Below are 20,705 nucleotides of genomic sequence, written 5' to 3' on the forward strand. Positions count from 1 at the left end.
GTGTCGTCGCCGTGTTGTTCCGGTTCGTTCGTGGTTCGTGTTCGTCCGCGTCCTCGCTCGTCGGTCAGGTGCGCAGCAGCCCGGTCGCCAGGCCGATCACCACCGGGGCCACTCCCACCGCGAGGAAGGCGGGCAGGAAGCAGAGCCCCACCGGGGCGGTGATCAGCACCTGGGCCCGCTGCGCGCGGGCCGACGCCTTCCTGGCGCGGTCCGCCCGCAGGTCGGCCGCGTGTCTGGTGACGGCCTCGGCGGCGGGCGCCCCGGAGGAACCGGCCCGCTCAAGACAGCGGGCCAGTCCCTCCGCGCCCGGTATCGCGCCGAACCTCCGCCACACGTCCGCCGGTTCACCGCCCAGGCGCAGCTCGGCCGCCGTCCGGGCCAGCTGATCGCCGACCGGTCCGCCCAACGACCGCCCGACCGCCTCGGCGGCCTCACCGGGCCCGGCGCCGGCGGACGCGCAGGCCGCCAGCAGATCGGCCGCGAGAGGCAGTTGGCGTGCCGCCTCCTCCTCGTCCCCGACCGCGCCCGCCGGAGCCCGCCGCGTGGTCCACCGCCAGGCGCTCCATCCCGCAACGATGCCCGCGAGGACTCCGGCAGGCCCTCCGATCAGCGCCCAGGCGCCGGCAGTCGCCGCCAGAGGCACGGCCCATGTCCGGAGCCGGGTGGGAAGGCCGTGTCCCCGCCGCCCCTCGCGTATCGCCCGGGTTTCCACCAGATCCAGGAGCCGCTTCCGGGTCCGCCGCTCACGCCGCCGGTCGGTCATGGTCCAGACCGCCCAAGCGGCGAGGGCGACCACCGCGACGGCCACCCCCAGCCTGTGGACGAACTCCCCCGGGAGGCCGGTCGCTCCGGTCACACCCGCTCCCCTCCCCGGACGATGCGCGCGGCCCACCACAGGCCCGCCGCCTCCAGCGCCGTGCCGACGGCCAGACACCCGAGCCCCACCGGCGTGTGGAACAGCACGTACAGCGGGCGGGCGCCCAGCGCCGTACCGAGCACGATCCCCACCGCGGGCAGCACCGCCAGGACGGCCACCGTCGCCCAGGCTCCCGCCAGTTGGGCCCGCAGCCGCTCCCGCTGGTCGCGGTGCTCCCGCAGCGCCGCCTCCAGCCGGTCGAGGCCCGCGGCCAGGCCCGCTCCGCCGTCGACCGCGACTTGCCAGCAGGCCGCGAGACCAGCCAGCCCGTCCGCGCCGTCCTGTCGCGCCGCGCTCCGCAGCGCCTGCGCCGCATCTCCGCCGAACCGGGCGGCGGCGACCACCTCGGCCTCCTCCTCCGGCCCGAGCGCCCGCGTCGCTCCGATCCCGAAGAGCAGCGCCCGCGCGGGCTGTCGGCCGGCTCTCAACTCGGCCGCGACCGCGCCGCAGAGGGCCACCACCGCGTCCGACCGCGCCTCCCGCTCCCTGCGAAGAGCTCTCGCCCGCAGTCGCCGCCCCGTCAGGGGCACCGCGAGCGCCCCCGCCATCAGCGGCAGTGGCGACTGCCCGAGGACGGCGAGCACCGCCGCCACCGGCAGGCAGAGCCAGGCACGCCGCCCCCGGACGACACCCCACCAGCGCTCGCAGACCGCCCGCCACGACGGACCCGCCCACCCCGGGACCCCCGCGCGGCCCAGCGCGCCGACTCCCGCGAGAACCACCCGTGCACGGCGAAGGCCGCGCTCCCGCTCGGCCACCCGCCAGACCGCGGCCCCCGCGCAGAGCACCGCCGCCCCCTGGGCCAGCGTCCACTGTCCGCCCCTCATGACACGCCCCCGATCAGCGACCGCAGCCGCTCCCAGCCGCGCTCGCGCTCGAACCCGGCCGCTCCCCAGCGCAGCGCGGGCACGGTCGCCACCAGCCCCTCCCGGTTCCGCTCCAGGACGTGGATCTCGGCGATCCGCCTGCGGCCGGTCCGGTCCCTGGTGAGATGCAGTACGGCCGAGAGGCCGGCCCCCAACTGGCTGTGCAGCGCGGCCCGGTCGAGCCCGGCAGCCGTCCCGAGGGCTTCGAGGCGGGCCGGGACGTCCGCGGCCGTGTTGGCGTGGACCGTTCCCGAGCCACCTTCGTGGCCCGTGTTGAGGGCCGCCAGGAGGTCGACGGCCTCCCCGCCCCGCACCTCGCCGACCACCAGCCGGTCGGGCCGCATCCGCAGGGCCTGACGGACCAGGTCCCGCAAGGTGACCAGCCCGGCACCCTCCTGGTTCGCCGGCCGGGCCTCCAGGCGCACCACGTGCGGATGGTCGGGCCGCAGCTCGGCCGAGTCCTCGGCGAGGACGATCCGCTCGCGCTCACCGACGAGACCGAGCAGCGTGGACAGGAGCGTCGTCTTTCCGGAGCCCGTGCCACCGGAGATCAGATACGAGACCCGGGCCTCGATCAGGGCGCGCAGGATCCGCTCCCCGCCCGGCGGGACCGTGCCCGCCTCGGTCAACTCGCCCACGGAGAAAGCCCGCGGACGGACGACCCGCAGCGACAGGCAGGTCGACCCGACCGCCACCGGGGGCAGGACGGCGTGCATCCGGGTGCCGTCCGGGAGGCGGGCGTCCACCCAGGGCCGGGCGTCGTCCAGACGGCGGCCGGCGACCGCCGCGAGCCGCTGCGCCAGCCGGCGCACGGCCGGAGCGTCCGCGAAACGGACCGGGGTCAGTTCGAGACCGGAACCTCGGTCGACCCAGACCCGGTCGGGGGCCGAGACCAGAACATCGGTGACGGCGGGGTCGGCGAGCAGCGGCTCCAGCGGGCCGCTGCCGATCAGTTCGCACCGCAGCGCCTCGGCCGCGCCCAGTACTTCCGTATCGCCCAGCAGCCGCCCCTGGGCCCGCAGCGCCGCCGCGACCCGCGCGGGCGTGGGCTCGGCCCCGCTCTTGGCGAGCCGCTGCCGTACCGCCTCCAGGAGGGCCGCGCCGCCGGCGGTCGTCCCGGCCGTGGTCACGAGGCGCCCTCCGTGGCCAGGGCCCGCTCCCAGAACGCGGCGCAGAACCGGCCGAGCGGTCCGCGCGCCTCGCCGCCCGGTGGCGCCCCGCTGTCGAGCGCGGCCGACACATCGGGATCGTGCGGGAGTTCTCCGGCGAGCGGCAGGCCGAGGGTGTCCGCGATCCATCGGTCGTCGAGACCCGGCGCGTAGGGCCCCCGCACCACGGCCCGCAGGTCACGCAGCACTGCGCCCGCGAGCGTCGCGACCCGGTGGGCGGCCGCGACGGCCCGCAGTTCGCCGGGGACGACGAGGAGTCCGAGATCCAGCTGGGCCAGGGCCTCGCTCACCGCCGCGTCGACCCGGCGGGGCAGGTCCACGACGACGATGCCCCCTCGCCTGCGCGCCGCCGCTAGCACGGAGCGCATGGCCTCGGCCGGCACGAGGACCGAGTCCCCCCGGTCCCAGCTCAGCACGCGAAGCCCGCGTACAGACGGCAGCGACTCCTCCAGGGCGCCGCCTCCGACCCGCCCCTTGGAGGCGACGAAGTCGGGCCACCGCCTGCCTTCCGCACGCTCCCCGCCGAGCAGGACGTCGAGCCCACCGCCGAGCGGGTCGCCGTCCACGAGCAGCGTGCGCCGTCCGGTCCTGGCTCCCGCCAGGGCGAGAGCACAGGCCAGGGTCGACGCTCCGGCGCCGCCGCGTCCGCCGATGACTCCGACGGTCAGCGCCTGCCGTCCCGCGCCTTCGGCGGCGTCGGCGATCCGGTCGACGAGCCAGCTCTCGGCGTCGGGCAGCCGCAGGACGCAGTCGGCGCCGAGGTCGACGGCGCGCCGCCACACGTCCGGGTCGGGGCCGGCGAGGGGATCGGTGAGCCCGCCGTGCTCCCGCCCGACGAGGATCACCCCCGGCCTGCGCGCCGCACCCCGGCAGCGGGCGGCGGCGTCGTAGCCGACCAGGACGAGCGGTGCCTCGGCCCAGCTCGCGCGGCGCTCCGGCACGGTGTGGTGCACCTCGGGCTCCGCCCCCGCAGCGGCGCAGAGCCGCAGCAGGTCGTCGAGGAGCGCGAGGTCCTCGGTCACGATCAGCGGCCCGCTCGCGCGTCCCGCTCCGCTTCCGGCGGCTCCTCCCCGCTCGTCTCCCGCCGGGGAGGAGCGGGCGGTCCCCGCCGCCCGCGAAGCCCTCGCCGTTCCGAATGTCATGGTTCCCGCCACAGCACACGCCCCCTGTCCGGGCGATCCCCGTCCACGCCGGTCGCGCGGCCGAGATCACCGATTCCTTCCACCCGCTGAGTTCGCGGTCGGAATCACCGTGGCGCCATCCCGGAAATCTCGTGGATCTTGCTCGAAAACTGTGGATAACTCGGCCGTTGTGAATATCCCTGTGCCCCATACCAGCGATACCCGGAGAGCATCCCGACCGCTACGCTGAGTGACGAAACGAGGGCATCACGCCGTCGCGGCCGAACGGCCGACGAGAGGGGGAGACATGAGGGTCCGAGGGACGAAAACGCGTCCGGACATGCGACGACCCCCGCCGGGGGGGAGAGCGGGGGTCGTCTCTCCGGCCGACTCGGGGGGGGAGGAGCCGGACCGGGTTAGCACGGTCGCGAACGATCCGTGACTTCCATGGTGTACCCGAGAGCCTTCTCAGGCAAACCCACACGCCCCAGCGTACGCCGAATGGCGGGCACCTATGCTCGGCTCGTGGAAAACCACTCGATGCCGCGCACAGCCGCCTTCTTTGACCTGGACAAGACGGTCATTGCGAAGTCCTCGACGCTGACCTTCAGCAAGTCCTTCTACCAAGGCGGACTGATCAACCGCCGCGCCGTCCTGCGGACGGCGTACATCCAGTTCGTGTTCCTCGTGGGCGGTGCCGACCACGATCAGATGGAGCGGATGCGCGAATACCTTTCCGCGCTCTGCAAAGGATGGAACGTCTCGCAGGTCAAGGAGTTGGTCGCCGAGACCCTGCACGAGCTGATCGACCCGATCATCTACGACGAGGCCGCCTCCCTCATCGAGGAGCACCACGCCGCCGGCCGTGACGTCGTGATCGTCTCGACGTCGGGCGCCGAGGTCGTGGAGCCGATCGGCGAGATGCTCGGTGCCGACCGGGTCGTCGCGACCCGGATGGTCGTCGGCGACGACGGCTGCTTCACCGGCGAGGTGGAGTACTACGCCTACGGGCCCACCAAGGCGGAGGCCGTCCGGGAGCTCGCGGAGTCGGAGGGCTACGACCTCTCGCGCTGTTACGCGTACAGCGACTCGGCGACGGACGTGCCGATGCTGGAGTCCGTCGGCCACCCCTACGTGGTCAACCCCGACCGCGCGCTGCGCCGCGAGGCCACCGCCCGGGACTGGCCGATCCTGCTCTTCGAGAAGCCGGTCCGCCTCAAGCAGCGACTGCCCGGGTTCCGGATGCCGCCGCGACCCGCGCTCCTGGCCGCCGCCGCCGTGGGCGCGGCGGCCGCGACCGCCGGACTGGTCTGGTACGCCAACCGCCGGCGCAACTCGGCTCTTGCCGATCGCTTTGCCCGGATTTGAGGAGAAAGCAAAGAAGTGGAGCCAGGACTTTCGCTTCCCATCCGACAGGAGTAGAAAGGAATCAGGCCCGCGAGACCTAGGACATCCGAGAGGATCACCTGTTGAGCAAGAAGGCCCCACGGACCATGCACAGAAACTGAGCACCCACGCGACGTCGACCCGTCGATTACGGGCCAGCCGCACCAGGCGATGGGCAAAGTTCCCCGCTTGATGGGCACATATCGAGGACGCTTGGTAACTCGGCGGACGTGCCAGCGGCGGTACCAGGACTGGTACCGCCGCAACCCTGTTCAAGGGCCTTCACGCCCCCAGGGCGGCCCGCCCTCAGGCCGCGCCGCGCTGCAGCGCCTCACAGACGGCGGTCGACTCGCGCACACCCAGCTCCACGGCCCGGCCGCAGTGTGCGATCCACGCGGCCATGCCCTCCGGAGTCCCCGACAGATAGCCCTCGAAGGCGGCGACGTACGCCGCCCGACCCTGCTCCGCGTGGCCGACCTCGGCCGGGCAGATCGACTTGGGGTCCAGACCGCTGCCGATCAGCACGATCCGCTCGGCGGCCCGGGCGATCAGCCCGTTGTACGAGGTGAACGGACGCAGCGCCAGCAGTTCGCCGTGCACCACGGCGGCCGTCACGAGCGCCGGGGCCGAACCGCCCGCGATGATCAGCTCCGAGAGCCCCTCGAGCCGTCCCGCGACCTCCGCCGGGTCGGGCAGCGGCGCCTCGATGAGCGGCTCGTCGACCGGCTCGCCGACCTGCCGGGGCCTGCCGACCGAGTCGCCGGCCTCGCCCGCCTCGCCACGCGCCTCACTCCGCGCCGCGGCGAGCGCCGCGTCGCCGACCGCCACCAGATGCAGCCGGGCGAGCACCCGCAGCGGCGACTGGCGCCAGATGGAGAGCAGCTGGCCGGACTCGGCGCCCAGCCGCAGGGCCGCGCCCACGGTCCGCGCCTCGGCGTCGCCGCCGAAGTCGGTGCGGCGGCGGACCTCCTCCAGCGCCCAGTCGGCGCCGGAGAGGGCGGCCGAGCCGCGCGCCCCGCGCAGGGCGGCCTCGGAGGTGATCTCGTTGCTGCGGCGCCGCATCACGCGGTGGCCGTAGACCCGGTCGACGGCCTTGCGTACGGAGTCCACCGAGTCGGCGACGCCCGGCAGGGAGCCGAGGGCGGCCAGGGGGTCAGAGGCGTTCGTACTCATAAGTAGCGAGGCTACGCGCCCACGGCGCCCACCCCACGTTGGAGTGGTCTTCTTCACGGACCTCGACCACTGGGAGCGATCGTGGCGCTACGCTTCGTGAACATGAAGATCGCTTTCGTAGGGAAGGGCGGCAGCGGGAAGACCACGCTGTCCTCGCTCTTCATCCGCCATCTCGCCGCCAACGAAGCTCCCGTCCTCGCGGTGGACGCCGACATCAACCAGCACCTCGGGACCGCGCTCGGGCTCGACGAGATCGAGGCGGCGAGACTGCCCGCGATGGGCGCGCATCTGCCGCTGATCAAGGAGTATCTGCGCGGCTCGAACCCGCGGATCGCCTCCGCCGACTCGATGATCAAGACGACTCCGCCCGGGGAGGGTTCGCAGCTGCTCCGGGTCCGCGAGGACAACCCGGTCTACGAGGCGTGCGCACGGACCGTGCGCCTCGACGACGGCGACATCCGGCTGATGGCGACGGGCCCGTTCACGGAGTCGGACCTCGGGGTGGCCTGCTACCACTCCAAGGTGGGGGCCGTGGAGCTGTGCCTGAACCACCTGGTCGACGGGCCGGACGAGTACGTGGTCGTCGACATGACGGCGGGCTCGGACTCCTTCGCCTCGGGGATGTTCACCCGCTTCGACGTGACGTTCCTGGTCGCCGAGCCGACCCGTAAGGGGGTGTCGGTCTACCGCCAGTACAAGGAGTACGCGCGGGACTTCGGAGTCGTCCTCAAGGTCATCGGCAACAAGGTGCAGGGCCAGGACGACATGGACTTCCTGACCGACGAGGTGGGCGACGACCTGCTCGTGACGGTGGGCCATTCGGAGTGGGTCCGGGGCATGGAGAAGGGCCGTCCGGCCCGCTTCGAACTGCTGGAGGTGGACAACCGGATGGCGCTCCAGGCGCTCCAGAACGCGGCGGACGACTCGTACGCGCACCGCGACTGGGATCGGTACACGCGCCAGATGGTCCACTTCCACCTGAGGAACGCGGAGAGCTGGGGCAACGCCAAGACCGGGGTCGACCTGGCGGCGCAGATCGACCCCGGCTTCGTCCTCGGCGAGGCCCTGCCGGTACCCCAGCCCAGCTGACGACGACCCGGCGGGCGGCGGGACACCACCCCGCCCGACGCGTCCGTCCGTCAGTCCCGCGCGGCAGCGGGCTGCTTCACGTCCGGCTTGGGCTGCGTGAGGGGCTGCGGGGCGGTCAGGAAGGTCGTCCAGCCGCCCTTCGGGGCCTCGCCGACCTTCAGGGTCCGCATCTTCGCGATCACCGTCGGGTCCTGGGCGTCCAGCCAGTCCGCGAGCTGGCGGAAGGACACGCACTTCACGTCCTTCTGCACGCAGACCGTGGCGATGGTCTCCTCGACGGCGCGCATGTACGTGCCGCCGTTCCAGGACTCGAAGTGGTTCCCGATGATCACCGGCGCCCGGTTGCCGTGGTACGAGCGGTTGAAGGACTGCACCAGGCCGTCACGCATCTGGTTGCCCCAGTACTCGTGCATGTTCGGGTCGCCCTGCGTCTTGCCGCCCGACTGGTTGACCATGAAGTTGTAGTCCATGGAGAGCGTCTGGAACTGGCGGCCGGGCACCGGCACCAGGTGCATCGACAGGTCCCACAGACCGTGGTCCTTCTCGGGCCAGATCTGGTCGTTGACGCCGCTGGTGTCGTAACGGAAGCCCAGCTCGGACGCGGCCTTCACGAAGTTCTCGCGACCCTCCAGGCACGGCGTGCGGGCGCCGACCAGCTCCTTGTCGTAGTCGAAGGGGAGCGGCTCCTCGGCGGCGAGGCCGGAGTTCGTCTTCCAGTTCTTCACGAAGGACTTGGCCTGGCGGATCTCGCTCTTCCAGTCCTCGACCGACCAGTTGCCGACACCGCTCTCCGGCCCGCAGAAGTGGCCGTTGAAGTGCGTGCCGACCTCGTTGCCCTCCTGCCAGGCGCCGCGCAGCTCCCGGACGGTGGCACGGATGCCCTCGGTGTCGTTGAAGCCGATCTCCGAGCTGCCGGCGTTGTGCTGCGGCGGGTCGTAGAGCTTCCGCTTCTCCTCGGGCAGCAGGTACACGCCGCTGAGGAAGTACGTCATCGTCGCGTCGTACTTCTGGCCCACCTTGCGGAAGTGGGAGAAGAGCTTCTGGCTGTCCTCCCCCGCTCCGTCCCAGGAGAACACCACGAACTGCGGGGGCTTCTCACCCGGCTTCAGCTTCTGCCAGACCGGCTGGCGGGGCTGGGCGCCGGTGAAGGCGGTGGAGCCGTCGCCGATCAGGCGCACCGCGTTGGGCGGGGCCGCGACGGGCTTCTTCGCCCCCTCGGCGTCCTGGGGCCTGGCCGGCTTCCCGGACTCCGAGCACCCTGCGAGCCCGGCGACCAGGGCGACGGCGAGGGCACCGGCGGCGAGTGCCCTTCTGCGGACAGTGGTCCTTCTCCCGGCGGCTGACATGAGCCCACCTCTCCTCGGATTCCGTACGGCTGCGAGCGGCGTCAACCTCGCACCACGGACGCCGGAATGATGAAACGACAAGCGGAATGGGCCGCTCCTGTCACCCCAACCGGTGAAACATTGCCCTGTTTGCCCCGAAAATAATGCCGCAGTCTTTACTCTCCATTACGATCCATTTACCGAGCGTTGATGTTCGCTCGGCCATCCCGCCACTGCACGCCGTGACCCAGCCGCGCCCGCGACCCTCAGTCCGTCCCGCACGAGCCGCGACCGCGCCGCCCCCGGAGGAGACGGGAACACATGACCCTCAGCCCACCCATCCGCCGCACCCACGACCAGCGTCCGCACAGCCCGCCCGGCGGTCCGGCGCGACGCTTCCGCATCGCGGGGGCCGACGTCTCCGCCTCGATCGCCGTCTTCCTGATCGCGTTGCCGCTCTCCCTCGGCATCGCGCTCGCCACCGGAGCGCCCCTCCAGGCCGGTCTCGTGGCCGCCGCCGTCGGCGGCATCGTCGCCGGCCGGTTCGGCGGGTCGCCGCTGCAGGTCAGCGGCCCCGCCGCCGGCCTCACCGTGGTCACGGCGGAACTGATCCAGCTCTACGGATGGCGCACCACCTGCGCCATCACCGTCCTCGCCGGCCTCGCCCAACTCGGCCTGGCCGCTCTGCGGGTGGCCCGCTCCGCACTCGCGGTCTCCCCCGCGATCGTCCACGGCATGCTCGGCGGCATCGGCGTGACCATCGCACTCGCGCAGATGCACATCGTGCTCGGCGGCAACCCGCAGAGCTCCGCCGTGGACAACGTCCTGGGCCTTCCGGCCCAGTTGGCCCACGCCCATCCGGCGGCGCTGGTCATCAGCGCCCTCACCGTCGGCCTGCTCCTGCTGTGGCCGCGCCTGCCCGGCAAGGCCGGAGCGCTGCTCCGCAGGATCCCAGCCGCCCTGGCCGCCGTGGCCACCGCGACGGCCGCCGCCACGCTCGCCGGACTGGCCGTCCCCCGCGTCGACCTGCCCTCCTGGAGCAGCCACGCTCTGCCCGGCCTGCCCGAGGGCCCTGTCCTCGGCGTCGCGGCGGGCGTCCTCACCATCACTCTGGTGACCAGCGTGCAGTCGCTCCTCTCCGCGGTCGCCGTGGACAAGCTGATCGCCGCCCGGCCCGACCGGGGCCACGGCGTGCCCCGCTCACGCCTCGACCGCGAACTCGCGGGCCAGGGCGCGGCGAACGTCGTCTCCGGCGCGCTCGGCGGACTGCCGGTGGCCGGCGTCGCGGTGCGCAGCGTCGCCAACGTCTCCGCGGGCGCCGTCAGCCGCAACTCCACGATGCTCCACGGACTGTGGATCGTGCTGGCCGCGCTGCTCTTCGTCCCGGTCCTCGACCTGATCCCGCTGCCCGCGCTGGCCGCCCTCGTGATGGTGGTCGGCATCCAGATGGTGAGCATCACGCACATCCGCACCGTCACGCGCCACCGCGAGATCCTCGTCTACGCGGTGACGCTGAGCGGCGTCGTGCTGGTCGGCATCCTCGAGGGCGTCGCGCTCGGGATCGCGGTGGCCGTCGGCGTCGCGATGCACCGCCTCGCCAAGACCCGCATCACCCGTGAGGAGCGCGACGGCCGCCACCTGGTGCGCGTCCGCGGACAGCTCACCTTCCTCGCCGTACCCCGGCTCAGCCGGGCCCTGCACCAACTTCCCCCAGGAGCCCATGTGGTCGTCGAGTTGGACGGGTCCTTCATGGACCACGCAGCGTACGAGACGTTGCGCGACTGGCAGGCAAGCTGCCTCCGGCACGGTGGCGAGGTGGAGATCACCGGCCCCGCCGGCGCCCGGATCACCGAACCGGACTCCGCCTCCCACGCCTGCTGCCGCCCCTGGACCCCCTGGCGCAACCACCACTGCGGCGAGCCCCACGTCACCGACGAGACCCCGCGGACGACCGGGCATCAACTGGCGAGCGGCATCGGCAAGTTCCAGCGCAACACGGCGCCTCTCGTACGGGACGAGCTCGCGCGTCTCGCCCGCGAGGGCCAGCGCCCCTCACAGCTCTTCCTCACCTGCGCCGATTCCCGACTGGTCACGAGCATGATCACCTCCAGCGGGCCGGGCGACCTCTTCACCGTACGGAACGTGGGCAATCTGGTTCCGCTGCCCGGCGACGAGAGTGGTGACGACTCGGTGGCCGCGGCGATCGAGTACGCCGTGGAGGTCCTGCAGGTCCAGTCGATCACCGTCTGCGGACACTCCGGCTGCGGTGCGATGCAGGCCCTGCTGAACAGCACACCCGGACCGGACGCCCCCACGAGCCCGCTGCGGCGCTGGCTGCGCCACGGCCGGCCAAGCCTGGAGCGGATGGGCAGTCGCCGACACGCCTGGGCCCGGATCTCGGGCCGGCTGCCGGCCGACGCGGTCGAGCAGCTCTGCCTGACCAACGTGGTCCAGCAGTTGGAGCATCTACGGGCGTACGAGTCGGTGGCCCGGCGGCTCACCGAGGGCACGCTGACGCTCCACGGGATGTACTTCCACGTCGGCGAGGCGCAGGCGTATCTGCTGGCCGGCCCGGACGAGCAGCATCGCTACGACGACGTCTTCGACCTGGTCCCGCCGTCCATCGCGTCGGCCGACGCCCGGGCGGATGCTGCCGAGAGCCACGACGGGCCGACCGGTGCGCGGACCGGCGCGTCCACCGACGCGCTGTCCGGCACACCGGCCGACGTACTCTCCGGCGCACCGGCCGTCACGCTGTCGGGCACACCCGCCGACGCGCTCTCCGGCGCGCACTCGGGCTCGGGCTCGCGCTCGCGCTCCGACGCTCTGGGAACCACGTCGGCCGACGCGCCCGCCGAGGGCGGCAGCCGGACCGCAACGGCCGGGGAGCGGCTCGCGCCGACCATGATCAAGAATCGGACGCGGGCGCGCGCGTCCTGAACCTTCCCTCCCTCACGTCCGTGAGACTAAGTGGCCCCTTCTTCCCACCGCTCGGGAAGGAGGGGCCACCGCACGCCCGCCATCACATAGGTCTAAACCAATTTCCTGGAGACTCTTGTCACCCGGGCATCTGACTGATGAGCTATGACGCGGGACACATAGGCACATAGGACGCCCTGGGAAAGGGAGATGTCGTGAGCAACGAAAGCCTGGCCAACCTCTTGAAGGAAGAGCGGCGGTTCGCGCCGCCGGCCGAGCTGGCCGCGCACGCCAACGTGACGGCGGAGGCGTACGAGCAGGCCGCGGAGGACAGGCTTGGCTTCTGGGCCGAGCAGGCGAAGCGGCTCACCTGGGCCACCGAGCCGACGGAGACCCTCGACTGGTCGAACCCGCCGTTCGCCAAGTGGTTCGCCGACGGCACGCTCAACGTGGCGTACAACTGCGTCGACCGTCATGTCGAGGCGGGCAACGGCGACCGGGTGGCGATCCACTTCGAGGGCGAGCCGGGCGACAGCCGGGCCATCACCTACGCCGAGCTCAGGGACGAGGTCTCCCGGGCGGCCAACGCCCTGACCGAGCTGGGCGTCACGAAGGGCGACCGGGTCGCGATCTACCTCCCGATGATCCCCGAGGCCGTCGTCTCGATGCTGGCCTGTGCCCGCATCGGCGCCGCGCACTCCGTGGTCTTCGGCGGCTTCTCCGCCGACGCCATCGCCACCCGCGTCGAGGACGCCGACGCCAAGCTCGTCATCACCGCCGACGGGGGCTACCGCCGCGGCAAGCCGAGCGCCCTCAAGCCCGCCGTGGACGAGGCCCTCACCCGCACCGACAAGGTGGGCAACGTCCTCGTCGTCCGCCGCACCGGCCAGGACGTGGCGTGGACCGAGGGCCGGGACGTCTGGTGGCACGACATCGTCGCCCGCCAGTCCGCCGACCACGCCCCCGAGGCGTTCGAGGCCGAGCACCCGCTCTTCATCCTCTACACCTCCGGTACGACGGGTAAGCCCAAGGGCATCCTGCACACCTCCGGCGGCTACCTCACCCAGGCGGCGTACACCCACCACGCCGTCTTCGACCTCAAGCCGGAGACCGACGTCTACTGGTGCACCGCCGACATCGGCTGGGTGACCGGGCACTCGTACATCACGTACGGTCCGCTGGCCAACGGCGCGACGCAGGTCATGTACGAGGGCACTCCGGACACCCCGCACCAGGGCCGCTTCTGGGAGATCATCCAGAAGTACGGCGTCACGATCCTCTACACGGCGCCCACCGCGATCCGCACGTTCATGAAGTGGGGCGACGACATCCCCGCGAAGTTCGACCTGTCGAGCCTGCGCGTGCTCGGCTCGGTCGGCGAGCCCATCAACCCCGAGGCGTGGGTCTGGTACCGCGAGCACATCGGCGCCGGGAAGACCCCGATCGTGGACACCTGGTGGCAGACCGAGACCGGCGCGATGATGATCTCCCCGCTGCCGGGCGTCACCGAGACCAAGCCGGGCTCGGCCCAGCGCCCGCTGCCCGGGATCTCCGCCACCGTCGTCGACGACGACGCGAACGAGGTCCCGAACGGAGGCGGCGGCTACCTGGTCCTCACCGAGCCGTGGCCGTCGATGCTGCGCACCATCTGGGGTGACGACCAGCGCTTCCTCGACACGTACTGGTCCCGCTTCGAGGGCAGGTACTTCGCCGGCGACGGCGCGAAGAAGGACGAGGACGGCGACATCTGGCTGCTCGGCCGGGTCGACGACGTCATGCTCGTCTCGGGCCACAACATCTCGACCACCGAGGTCGAGTCGGCGCTCGTCTCGCACCCGTCCGTCGCCGAGGCGGCGGTGGTCGGCGCGGCCGACGAGACGACCGGCCAGGCGATCGTCGCGTTCGTGATCCTGCGCGGTTCGGCGAGCGAGGACGAGGGGCTCGTCACGGAGCTGCGCAACCACGTCGGCACGACGCTCGGCCCGATCGCCAAGCCGAAGCGGATCCTGCCGGTGGCAGAGCTGCCGAAGACCCGTTCCGGCAAGATCATGCGGCGGCTGCTGCGCGACGTGGCGGAGAACCGGGAGCTCGGCGACGTGACGACGCTGACCGACTCCTCCGTCATGGACCTCATCCAGACGAAGCTCCCGAGCGCGTCCAGCGAGGACTGAGCGGCGGCCCAGGCCGGCCACAGGCCCAGGCGCCGCGGGCTCTAGGTGCCACGGGCCCTAGCCGCCGCAGGCCCAGGCCGCCACCCGCCACACACCGCCCGTCCCGGGTTCCCCGGGGCGGGCGGCCGCGTATGCGCCCCGCGGGACCCGGGGCGGTCTCCACAACGGGCCGGAGCGCGGTTCTGTCCCTAAAGTGAAGATCGCCGGACACAACCCCTCGCTCGTTAGGTAAGGTAAAGAACGCGTCAGAGACGCGACAGAAATACCTAGGTGCGCCGGGAAGTCTGGTCGGCATGTGCTCTGTGCTGCCCAACCGACCGGAGGTCGCCGCCCGTGCCCGCGCCCGCACCCACCCCCACCGACCGCAAGTTCCTCGGCCGCCTCTCCTGGCCCGAGCGGCGGTACGTCGCAGACGCTCTGCGCGCCGAGACCGTCGGTGGCGTGCTTCTCCTGCTGGCCGCGGTCACCGCGCTGATCTGGGCGAACTCCCCCGTCAGCGCGAGCTACGAGACGGTGTCCGACTTCCACGTAGGCCCAGCCGCCCTCGGCCTCGACCTCTCGATCCAGCACTGGGCGGCCGACGGCCTCCTCGCGATCTTCTTCTTCGTCGCGGGCATCGAGCTCAAGCGTGAGCTGGTCGCGGGCGAGCTGCGCGACCCCAAGGCCGCCGCACTCCCCGTCGTCGCGGCTCTCTGCGGCATGGCCGTACCGGCTCTCGTCTACGCCCTGACCAACCTCGTCGGCGGCGGTTCCATGGCCGGCTGGGCGGTGCCCACGGCCACGGACATCGCCTTCGCGCTCGCGGTCCTCGCCGTCATCGGCACCTCGCTGCCGTCCGCGCTCCGCGCGTTCCTGCTCACGCTCGCCGTCGTCGACGACCTCTTCGCGATCCTGATCATCGCGGTCTTCTTCACCAGCGACCTGAACTTCGCCGCCCTCGGCGGCGCCTTCGCCGGCCTCGCCGTCTTCTGGCTGCTGCTCCGCAAGGGAGTGCGCGGCTGGTACGTCTACGTCCCGCTCGCCCTGGTCGTCTGGGGCCTGATGTACAACAGCGGCGTGCACGCCACGATCGCCGGCGTCGCCATGGGCCTGATGCTGCGCTGCACCAGGCGGGAGGGCGAGGATCAGTCCCCGGGCGAGCACATCGAGCACCTGGTCAGGCCGCTCTCCGCCGGCCTGGCCGTACCCCTGTTCGCGCTGTTCTCGGCGGGCGTGAACATCAGCGGGAAGTCCTTCGGGGAGGTCTTCACCAATCCGGTCACCCTCGGTGTGGTGCTCGGCCTCGTCGTCGGCAAGGCCGTCGGCATCTTCGGCGGCACCTGGCTCGCCGCCCGCTTCACCAAGGCGGAGCTCAACAGCGACCTGGCCTGGCCGGACGTCTTCGCCGTCGCCTCGCTCGCCGGAATCGGCTTCACCGTCTCCCTCCTCATCGGCGAGCTCGCCTTCGAGGGCGACGACGCGCTGACCACCCAGGTCAAGGCGGCCGTCCTCATCGGCTCGCTCATGGCGGCCGTCCTCGCGACATTCCTGCTCAAGTTGCGGGTACGGAAGTACGAGGCGCTGCTGGCCGACGAGGAGCGCGACGAGGACCAGGACGGCATCCCCGACATCTACGAGGAGGACGATCCGGCGTACCACCTGAGGATGGCCGAGATCTACGAGAGGAAGGCCGCCGAGCACCGCCAGCGCGCCCAACTGGCGGGGGCATCGCGCGATGACGGCGACAGTCCGGCATGATCTGAGGTCGGACCGTAGAAGAGAAGAGGGAGCAGCGATGAGCGACCCGGTCAACGGAGCCGAGCGCAGCCTCGGTCAGCTGGTCGCCTCGGCGACCGCCGAGATGTCCGCGCTGGTGCACGACGAGATCGCCCTGGCGAAGGCCGAGATCCGCCAGGACGTCAAGCGGGGCGCCATCGGCGGCGCGGCCGGCACGGCCGCCGCGACGGTGCTCCTCTTCTCGCTGCCCATGCTGAGTTTCGCGCTGGCCTACGGCATCAACACCTGGACCGGCGGCCACAACGGCGAGGGCGGCTGGAACCTCGCCTGGTGCTTCCTGCTCTCCTTCGCGGCGAACGTGCTGCTCGCGGGGCTGCTCGGGCTGGTGGCCTACGCCAAGTTCAAGAAGGTCAAGCCGCCGGAGAAGTCCATCAACGCGGCCAAGCAGACGGCCGCGATCCTGCAGAACGCCAAGCCGCACCCCCGCCCCGAAAGGGCGGCTCTCCCGGCCACGGTCCAGGAGAAGGTCGCGGCTGTGGGACGCTCATCCACATGACCGTCCCTGAGAGCAGCAACGGCAGCGGCCCCGTCGGCAGCCCCGTACGGATCGACGGCCCCTGGACCCACCGCGATGTGGCCGCCAACGGCGCGCGCTTCCACATCGCGGAGATGGGCGACGGGCCGCTCGTCCTGCTGCTGCACGGCTTTCCGCAGTTCTGGTGGACCTGGCGCCACCAGCTGCCTGCTCTCGCCGACGCCGGCTTCCGGGCCGTGGCGATGGACCTGCGGGGCGTGGGCGGCAGCGACCGTACGCCCCGGGGCTACGACCCCGCCAACCTGGCGCTCGACATCACCGGCGTCGTCCGCTCCCTGGGCGAACCGGACGCGGCGCTCGTCGGCCACGGACTGGGCGGCTACCTCGCCTGGACCGCGGCCGTCATGCGGCCGAAGCTGGTGCGCCGCCTCGCGGTCTCCTCGATGCCGCACCCGCGCCGCTGGCGCTCGGCGATGCTCTCCGACTTCTCCCAGTCGCGCGCCGGATCGTTCGTATGGGGGTTCCAGCGCCCCTGGCTGCCGGAGCGTCAACTCGTCGCGGACGAGGCAGCCCTGGTCGGCCGGCTGATCGAGGACTGGTCGGGCCCGGGGCCGGCGGACGAGGAGGCGCTCGCCGTGTACCGGCGGGCGATGTGCATCCCGTCGACGGCACACTGCTCGATCGAGCCGTACCGCTGGATGGTGCGGTCCCTGGCGCGACCCGACGGCATCCAGTTCAACCGGCGTATGAAGCGGCCTGTGCGGGTACCGACACTGCACCTGCACGGTTCGCTGGACCCGGCGATGCGGACGCGGAGCGCGGCCGGTTCGGGCGAGTACGTGGAGGCGCCGTACCGCTGGCGGCTCTTCGACGGCCTGGGGCACTTCCCCCACGAGGAGGACCCGAAGGCGTTCTCCACGGAGCTCATCAACTGGCTGAAGGACCCCGAGCCGGACCGGTGACGTACAGCCGTTCCAAGAACGGCCATGTGCCCGACGCATACTCCAATTGGCGGGCCCCCAGGCGATTACCGACCTTGGGCCCCGGGCAGACGTCGGGGTATGGGCTGGACGCACGACTACGGTGACACGGCACGCAACCGCCGCTCGGCCACTGGGCCGGGCTCACACGAGAGGAGCGGCCCGCAGGAACAGGGTCGCTCACATCCGGGGCAGGACATCGGAATTCCGCGCATCCTGCGCCGCCGGGCCCGCTGGGTCTCGGCCCGGCTCAGGCACACCCGGGACTGATCGCCCCCGGAACCGTCACACGACGGGACCGATCACACCCCGGGCCGGACATGGACGTCCATCCGCCGCGGCGCACAGCGGCTCAGCCGCCTACAGCGCACAACCCTGGCTGTCGACCTGCTGTGTCGCCGCGCGGCCCTGGATGATGTCCTCCCGGATCTCGTCGACCGTCAGCGCGTAGCCGGTGTTCCTGTCGTCGAGCGAGCGGGCGAAGATCACGCCGGACACCTTGCCGTCCTCGGTGAGCAGCGGGCCGCCGGAGTTTCCCTGACGGACCGTCGCGTACAGGGAGTAGACGTCCCTGCGTACCTCGCCACGGTGGTAGATGTCAGGGCCGTTGGCGCTGATACGGCCCCGGACGCGCGCCGAGCGGACGTCGTACGAGCCGTTCTCGGGGAAGCCCGCGACGATCGCGCTGTCGCCGCTGCGGGCGTCCTGCTCGGTGAACTGCAGCGGCTGGACGTCCAGATCGGGCACGTCCAGCACGGCGATGTCGCGCTGCCAGTCGTAGAGGACGACCTTCGCGTCGTACAGCTTGCCCTCGCCGCCGATCTGGACGGTCGGCTCGTCGACGCCGCCGACGACATGGGCGTTGGTCATGACCCGGCGGTCGTCGAAGACGAAGCCGGTGCCTTCGAGCACCTTGCCGCAACTCGGGGCCGTACCGACGACCTTGACGATCGAGCGCTGGGCCTTGGCGGCGACCGGGCTGCCGGCGAGCGCCGGGTCCGGCGGCCTGACTTCGGTGATGGGCTCGTTGGCGAACGGGCTGAAGACCTGGGGGAAGCCGTTCTGCGCCAGCGTCGAGGTGAAGTTCGTGAACCAGGTGGATGCCTGATCGGGCATCACCTGCTCGACACCGAGCAGCACCTTGGAGCTGCGGACCTCCTTGCCGAGCGTGGGCATGGAGGTTCCGGCGAGGGCCGAGCCGAGCAGCCAGGCCACGAGGAGCATCGCGACCACGTTGACCAGCGCGCCTCCGGTGGCGTCCAGGGCGCGCGCCGGTGACCAGGTGATGTGCCGACGCAGCTTGTTCCCGAGGTGGGTGGTGAAGGCCTGGCCGACGGAGGCGCAGACGATCACGACGACCACGAAGACGACCGTCGCCGTGGTGGAGACCTCGGAGTGGTTCGTCAGCCAGTCCCAGACGACCGGGAGCAGGAGGACGGCGACGAGGCCGCCGCCCAGGAAGCCGATGACCGACAGGATGCCGACCACGAAGCCCTGGCGGTAACCGATGATCGCGAACCACACGGCGGCGAGCAGCAACAGGATGTCCAGCACGTTCACCGTCAATAGCCTCGCAGATTCGTCTTCGGTCGCCCCGGGCTCCGGGGGGTTCAGCCTGTCATGAGCGCCAGTCGAGCGGGACCTGCTTGGCCCGGTCCCACGGCTGCTCCCAGCCGGCGTAGTGGAGGAGCCGGTCGATCACTCCGGCCGTAAAACCCCAGACCAGAGCGGATGCGACGAGGAACCCGGGGCCTTTGTGGCCGCTGGGGTGGACGGTGGTCGCGCGGTTGGCGGGGTCCGTGAGATCCGCCACGGGGACGGTGAAGACCCGGGCGGTCTCGGCGGGGTCGACGACCCCGACCGGGCTGGGGGTGCGCCACCAGCCGAGGACGGGGGTGACGACGAAGCTGCTGACCGGGATGTAGAGCTGGGGCAGGACGCCGAAGAGCTGGACGCCGGAGGGATCGAGTCCGGTCTCCTCCTCGGCCTCGCGCAGAGCGGCGCGCAGCAGGCCTCCGTCGGCCGGATCGCCGTCCTCCGGGTCCAGGGCGCCGCCGGGGAAGGAGGGCTGGCCGGCGTGGGAGCGCAGCGAACCGGAGCGCTCCATGAGGAGCAGCTCGGGGCCGCGCTCGCCCTCGCCGAAGAGAATGAGGACGGCGGACTGGCGACCGGCGCCGTTCGCGGGCGGCAGGAAACGGCTGAGCTGCTCGGGCGCGACCGTTCGCGCCGCCCTGTCGACGGGGACGAGCCAGTCGGGCAGACCGTCCCGTCTGAGCAGGCCGCCGGTCCCCACGCCGTGGGTCGTCTCCCCGGTCTCTTCTTCCGTGCGCGTCATAGGCACCCCCGATGATTCACAACGCGATCCGTGCGTGGGTTCGTTCCCCCGGGCTCTGCCTCATTCGGCCCCCGGGGCCACACCGGGAGCGGGGGCGGCCGGGCGGCCCGGGTAGTCCGGGGGCGGGTTGAGGCGCTGGCCCGGGAAGCCGCCCTTCTCGTACTTCAGAAGCTTCGCGGCCTTCTCCGGGTCGGTCTCGCCCTCCCCGTACGCGGGACAGAGCGGGGCGATCGGGCAGGCACCGCAGGCGGGCTTGCGGGCGTGGCAGATCCGGCGGCCGTGGAAGATCACGCGGTGCGAGAGCATCGTCCACTCGCTCTTCGGGAAGATCTCGGCGACCTCGGCCTCGATCTTCACCGGGTCGTCGCTCTCGGTCCACTTCCAGCGGCGGGCGAGGCGCATGAAGTGGGTGTCGACGGTGATGCCGGGCACGCCGAAGGCGTTGCCGAGGACGACGAAGGCGGTCTTGCGGCCCACGCCCGGCAGTTTGACCAGGTCGTCGAGACGGCCGGGGACCTCGCCGCCGAAGTCGTCCCTGAGGGCCGCGGCGAGGCCCATGATCGACTTGGTCTTGGCGCGGAAGAAGCCGGTGGGCCTGATCAGCTCCTCGACCTCCTCGGGGACGGCGGCGGCCAGATCCTCGGGCGTCGGGTACTTCGCGAAGAGCGCGGGGGTGGTCTGGTTGACCCGCAGGTCGGTCGTCTGGGCGGAGAGGACCGTGGCGACGAGGAGCTCGAAGGGGTTCCGGAAGTCCAGTTCGGGATGGGCGTACGGGAAGACCTCGGCCAGCTCGCGGTTGATCTTCCGGGCACGGCGGACCATCGCGAGCCGGGACTCCGGCTTCGCGGGCTTCCCGGCCTTCGCCGCGGACGGCTTCGCGGTCTTCCCTGTCTTCGCCGCGGACGGTTTCGCGGTCTTCGTGGCCTGCGCCGCGGACGGTTTCGCGGCCGGTTTCGCGGGCCGCTTCGCGGGCTTCTTGACGGCCTTCACAGGGTCTTTCGTGG

Annotated in this window: 16 protein-coding genes and 1 pseudogene; 8 read left to right on the forward strand and 9 right to left on the reverse strand. The window is 71.9% G+C overall.

What is annotated here, in order from left to right:
• Positions 1–64: 64 nt before the first annotated feature.
• The 4 genes from ACF1G2_RS31375 to ssd are packed head-to-tail and all read right to left on the reverse strand — an operon-like array spanning position 65 to position 4,093.
• Positions 65–856, reverse strand: a complete 792-nt coding sequence (locus tag ACF1G2_RS31375; RefSeq protein ID WP_391801542.1) for a type II secretion system F family protein — start codon at positions 854–856, stop codon at positions 65–67.
• Positions 853–1,743 (reverse strand): type II secretion system F family protein, encoded by an 891-nt coding sequence (locus ACF1G2_RS31380; RefSeq protein ID WP_391801543.1) that lies wholly within the window; start codon positions 1,741–1,743, stop codon positions 853–855. Before ACF1G2_RS31380 ends, ACF1G2_RS31375 begins: the two co-directional genes overlap by 4 nt.
• Complete coding sequence (locus tag ACF1G2_RS31385) at positions 1,740–2,912, reverse strand: TadA family conjugal transfer-associated ATPase (protein WP_391801544.1); 1,173 nt, start codon at positions 2,910–2,912, stop codon at positions 1,740–1,742. Before ACF1G2_RS31385 ends, ACF1G2_RS31380 begins: the two co-directional genes overlap by 4 nt.
• Positions 2,909–4,093 (reverse strand): septum site-determining protein Ssd, encoded by a 1,185-nt coding sequence (gene ssd, locus ACF1G2_RS31390; RefSeq protein ID WP_391801545.1) that lies wholly within the window; start codon positions 4,091–4,093, stop codon positions 2,909–2,911. The genes ACF1G2_RS31385 and ssd overlap by 4 nt, the downstream gene beginning before the upstream one ends.
• A 480-nt stretch (positions 4,094–4,573) precedes the next feature.
• Here ssd and ACF1G2_RS31395 point away from each other — a divergent pair, with 480 nt between their 5' ends.
• Positions 4,574–5,440 carry an HAD family hydrolase gene (locus tag ACF1G2_RS31395; protein ID WP_391801546.1) on the forward strand — a complete coding sequence of 289 codons (867 nt, stop codon included), beginning with the start codon at positions 4,574–4,576 and terminating at the stop codon, positions 5,438–5,440.
• 324 nt (positions 5,441–5,764) lie between these two features.
• Here ACF1G2_RS31395 and ACF1G2_RS31400 read toward each other — a convergent pair whose 3' ends face one another.
• Positions 5,765–6,631: an oxidoreductase gene (locus ACF1G2_RS31400; protein ID WP_391801547.1), complete on the reverse strand. Its 867-nt coding sequence runs from the start codon at positions 6,629–6,631 to the stop codon at positions 5,765–5,767.
• Positions 6,632–6,733: 102 nt separating this feature from the next.
• On the opposite strand from ACF1G2_RS31400, the gene ACF1G2_RS31405 reads away from it, so the two are divergent.
• The gene (locus ACF1G2_RS31405) at positions 6,734–7,720 is read left to right on the forward strand and encodes an ATP-binding protein (protein WP_391801548.1); all 987 of its coding nucleotides are present in this window, start codon (positions 6,734–6,736) and stop codon (positions 7,718–7,720) included.
• Between the two features lie 50 nt (positions 7,721–7,770).
• On the opposite strand, the gene ACF1G2_RS31410 is transcribed toward ACF1G2_RS31405, so the two are convergent.
• Positions 7,771–9,066: a hypothetical protein gene (locus tag ACF1G2_RS31410; protein WP_391801549.1), complete on the reverse strand. Its 1,296-nt coding sequence runs from the start codon at positions 9,064–9,066 to the stop codon at positions 7,771–7,773.
• A gap of 300 nt (positions 9,067–9,366) precedes the next feature.
• On the opposite strand from ACF1G2_RS31410, the pseudogene ACF1G2_RS31415 reads away from it, so the two are divergent.
• The 6 genes and pseudogenes from ACF1G2_RS31415 to ACF1G2_RS31440 all read left to right on the forward strand — a co-directional run.
• Positions 9,367–11,646 (forward strand): annotated as a pseudogene (locus ACF1G2_RS31415) (bifunctional SulP family inorganic anion transporter/carbonic anhydrase); the annotation flags it as partial.
• Between the two features lie 533 nt (positions 11,647–12,179).
• Complete coding sequence (gene acs / locus ACF1G2_RS31420; RefSeq protein WP_391801550.1) at positions 12,180–14,135, forward strand: acetate--CoA ligase; 1,956 nt, start codon at positions 12,180–12,182, stop codon at positions 14,133–14,135.
• A gap of 333 nt (positions 14,136–14,468) precedes the next feature.
• Positions 14,469–15,872, forward strand: coding sequence for a Na+/H+ antiporter NhaA (nhaA, locus tag ACF1G2_RS31425; RefSeq protein WP_391801551.1), 1,404 nt, complete (start codon positions 14,469–14,471; stop codon positions 15,870–15,872).
• 37 nt (positions 15,873–15,909) lie between these two features.
• On the forward strand, positions 15,910–16,407 hold the full coding sequence (locus ACF1G2_RS31430) for a phage holin family protein (protein WP_391801552.1): 498 nt from the start codon (positions 15,910–15,912) through the stop codon (positions 16,405–16,407).
• Positions 16,404–17,348, forward strand: coding sequence for an alpha/beta fold hydrolase (locus ACF1G2_RS31435; RefSeq protein ID WP_391801553.1), 945 nt, complete (start codon positions 16,404–16,406; stop codon positions 17,346–17,348). Before ACF1G2_RS31430 ends, ACF1G2_RS31435 begins: the two co-directional genes overlap by 4 nt.
• A gap of 99 nt (positions 17,349–17,447) precedes the next feature.
• Positions 17,448–17,636 carry a hypothetical protein gene (locus tag ACF1G2_RS31440; RefSeq protein WP_391801554.1) on the forward strand — a complete coding sequence of 63 codons (189 nt, stop codon included), beginning with the start codon at positions 17,448–17,450 and terminating at the stop codon, positions 17,634–17,636.
• A 90-nt stretch (positions 17,637–17,726) separates the two neighbouring features.
• Here ACF1G2_RS31440 and ACF1G2_RS31445 read toward each other — a convergent pair whose 3' ends face one another.
• Genes ACF1G2_RS31445 through nth form a run of 3 tightly spaced genes read right to left on the reverse strand, consistent with a single transcriptional unit; the run spans position 17,727 to position 20,691 of the window.
• Positions 17,727–18,926, reverse strand: coding sequence for a MarP family serine protease (locus ACF1G2_RS31445; RefSeq protein ID WP_391801555.1), 1,200 nt, complete (start codon positions 18,924–18,926; stop codon positions 17,727–17,729).
• Positions 18,927–18,984: 58 nt separating this feature from the next.
• Positions 18,985–19,701: an NUDIX hydrolase gene (locus ACF1G2_RS31450; RefSeq protein ID WP_391801556.1), complete on the reverse strand. Its 717-nt coding sequence runs from the start codon at positions 19,699–19,701 to the stop codon at positions 18,985–18,987.
• 60 nt (positions 19,702–19,761) lie between these two features.
• A complete protein-coding gene (nth, locus tag ACF1G2_RS31455) occupies positions 19,762–20,691 on the reverse strand; it encodes an endonuclease III (protein ID WP_391801557.1) in 930 nt (309 codons plus the stop codon).
• Positions 20,692–20,705 lie beyond the last annotated feature (14 nt).

The sequence above is a fragment of the Streptomyces sp. NPDC013457 genome, from assembly GCF_043089925.1.
Classification (GTDB): Bacteria; Actinomycetota; Actinomycetes; order Streptomycetales; family Streptomycetaceae; genus Streptomyces.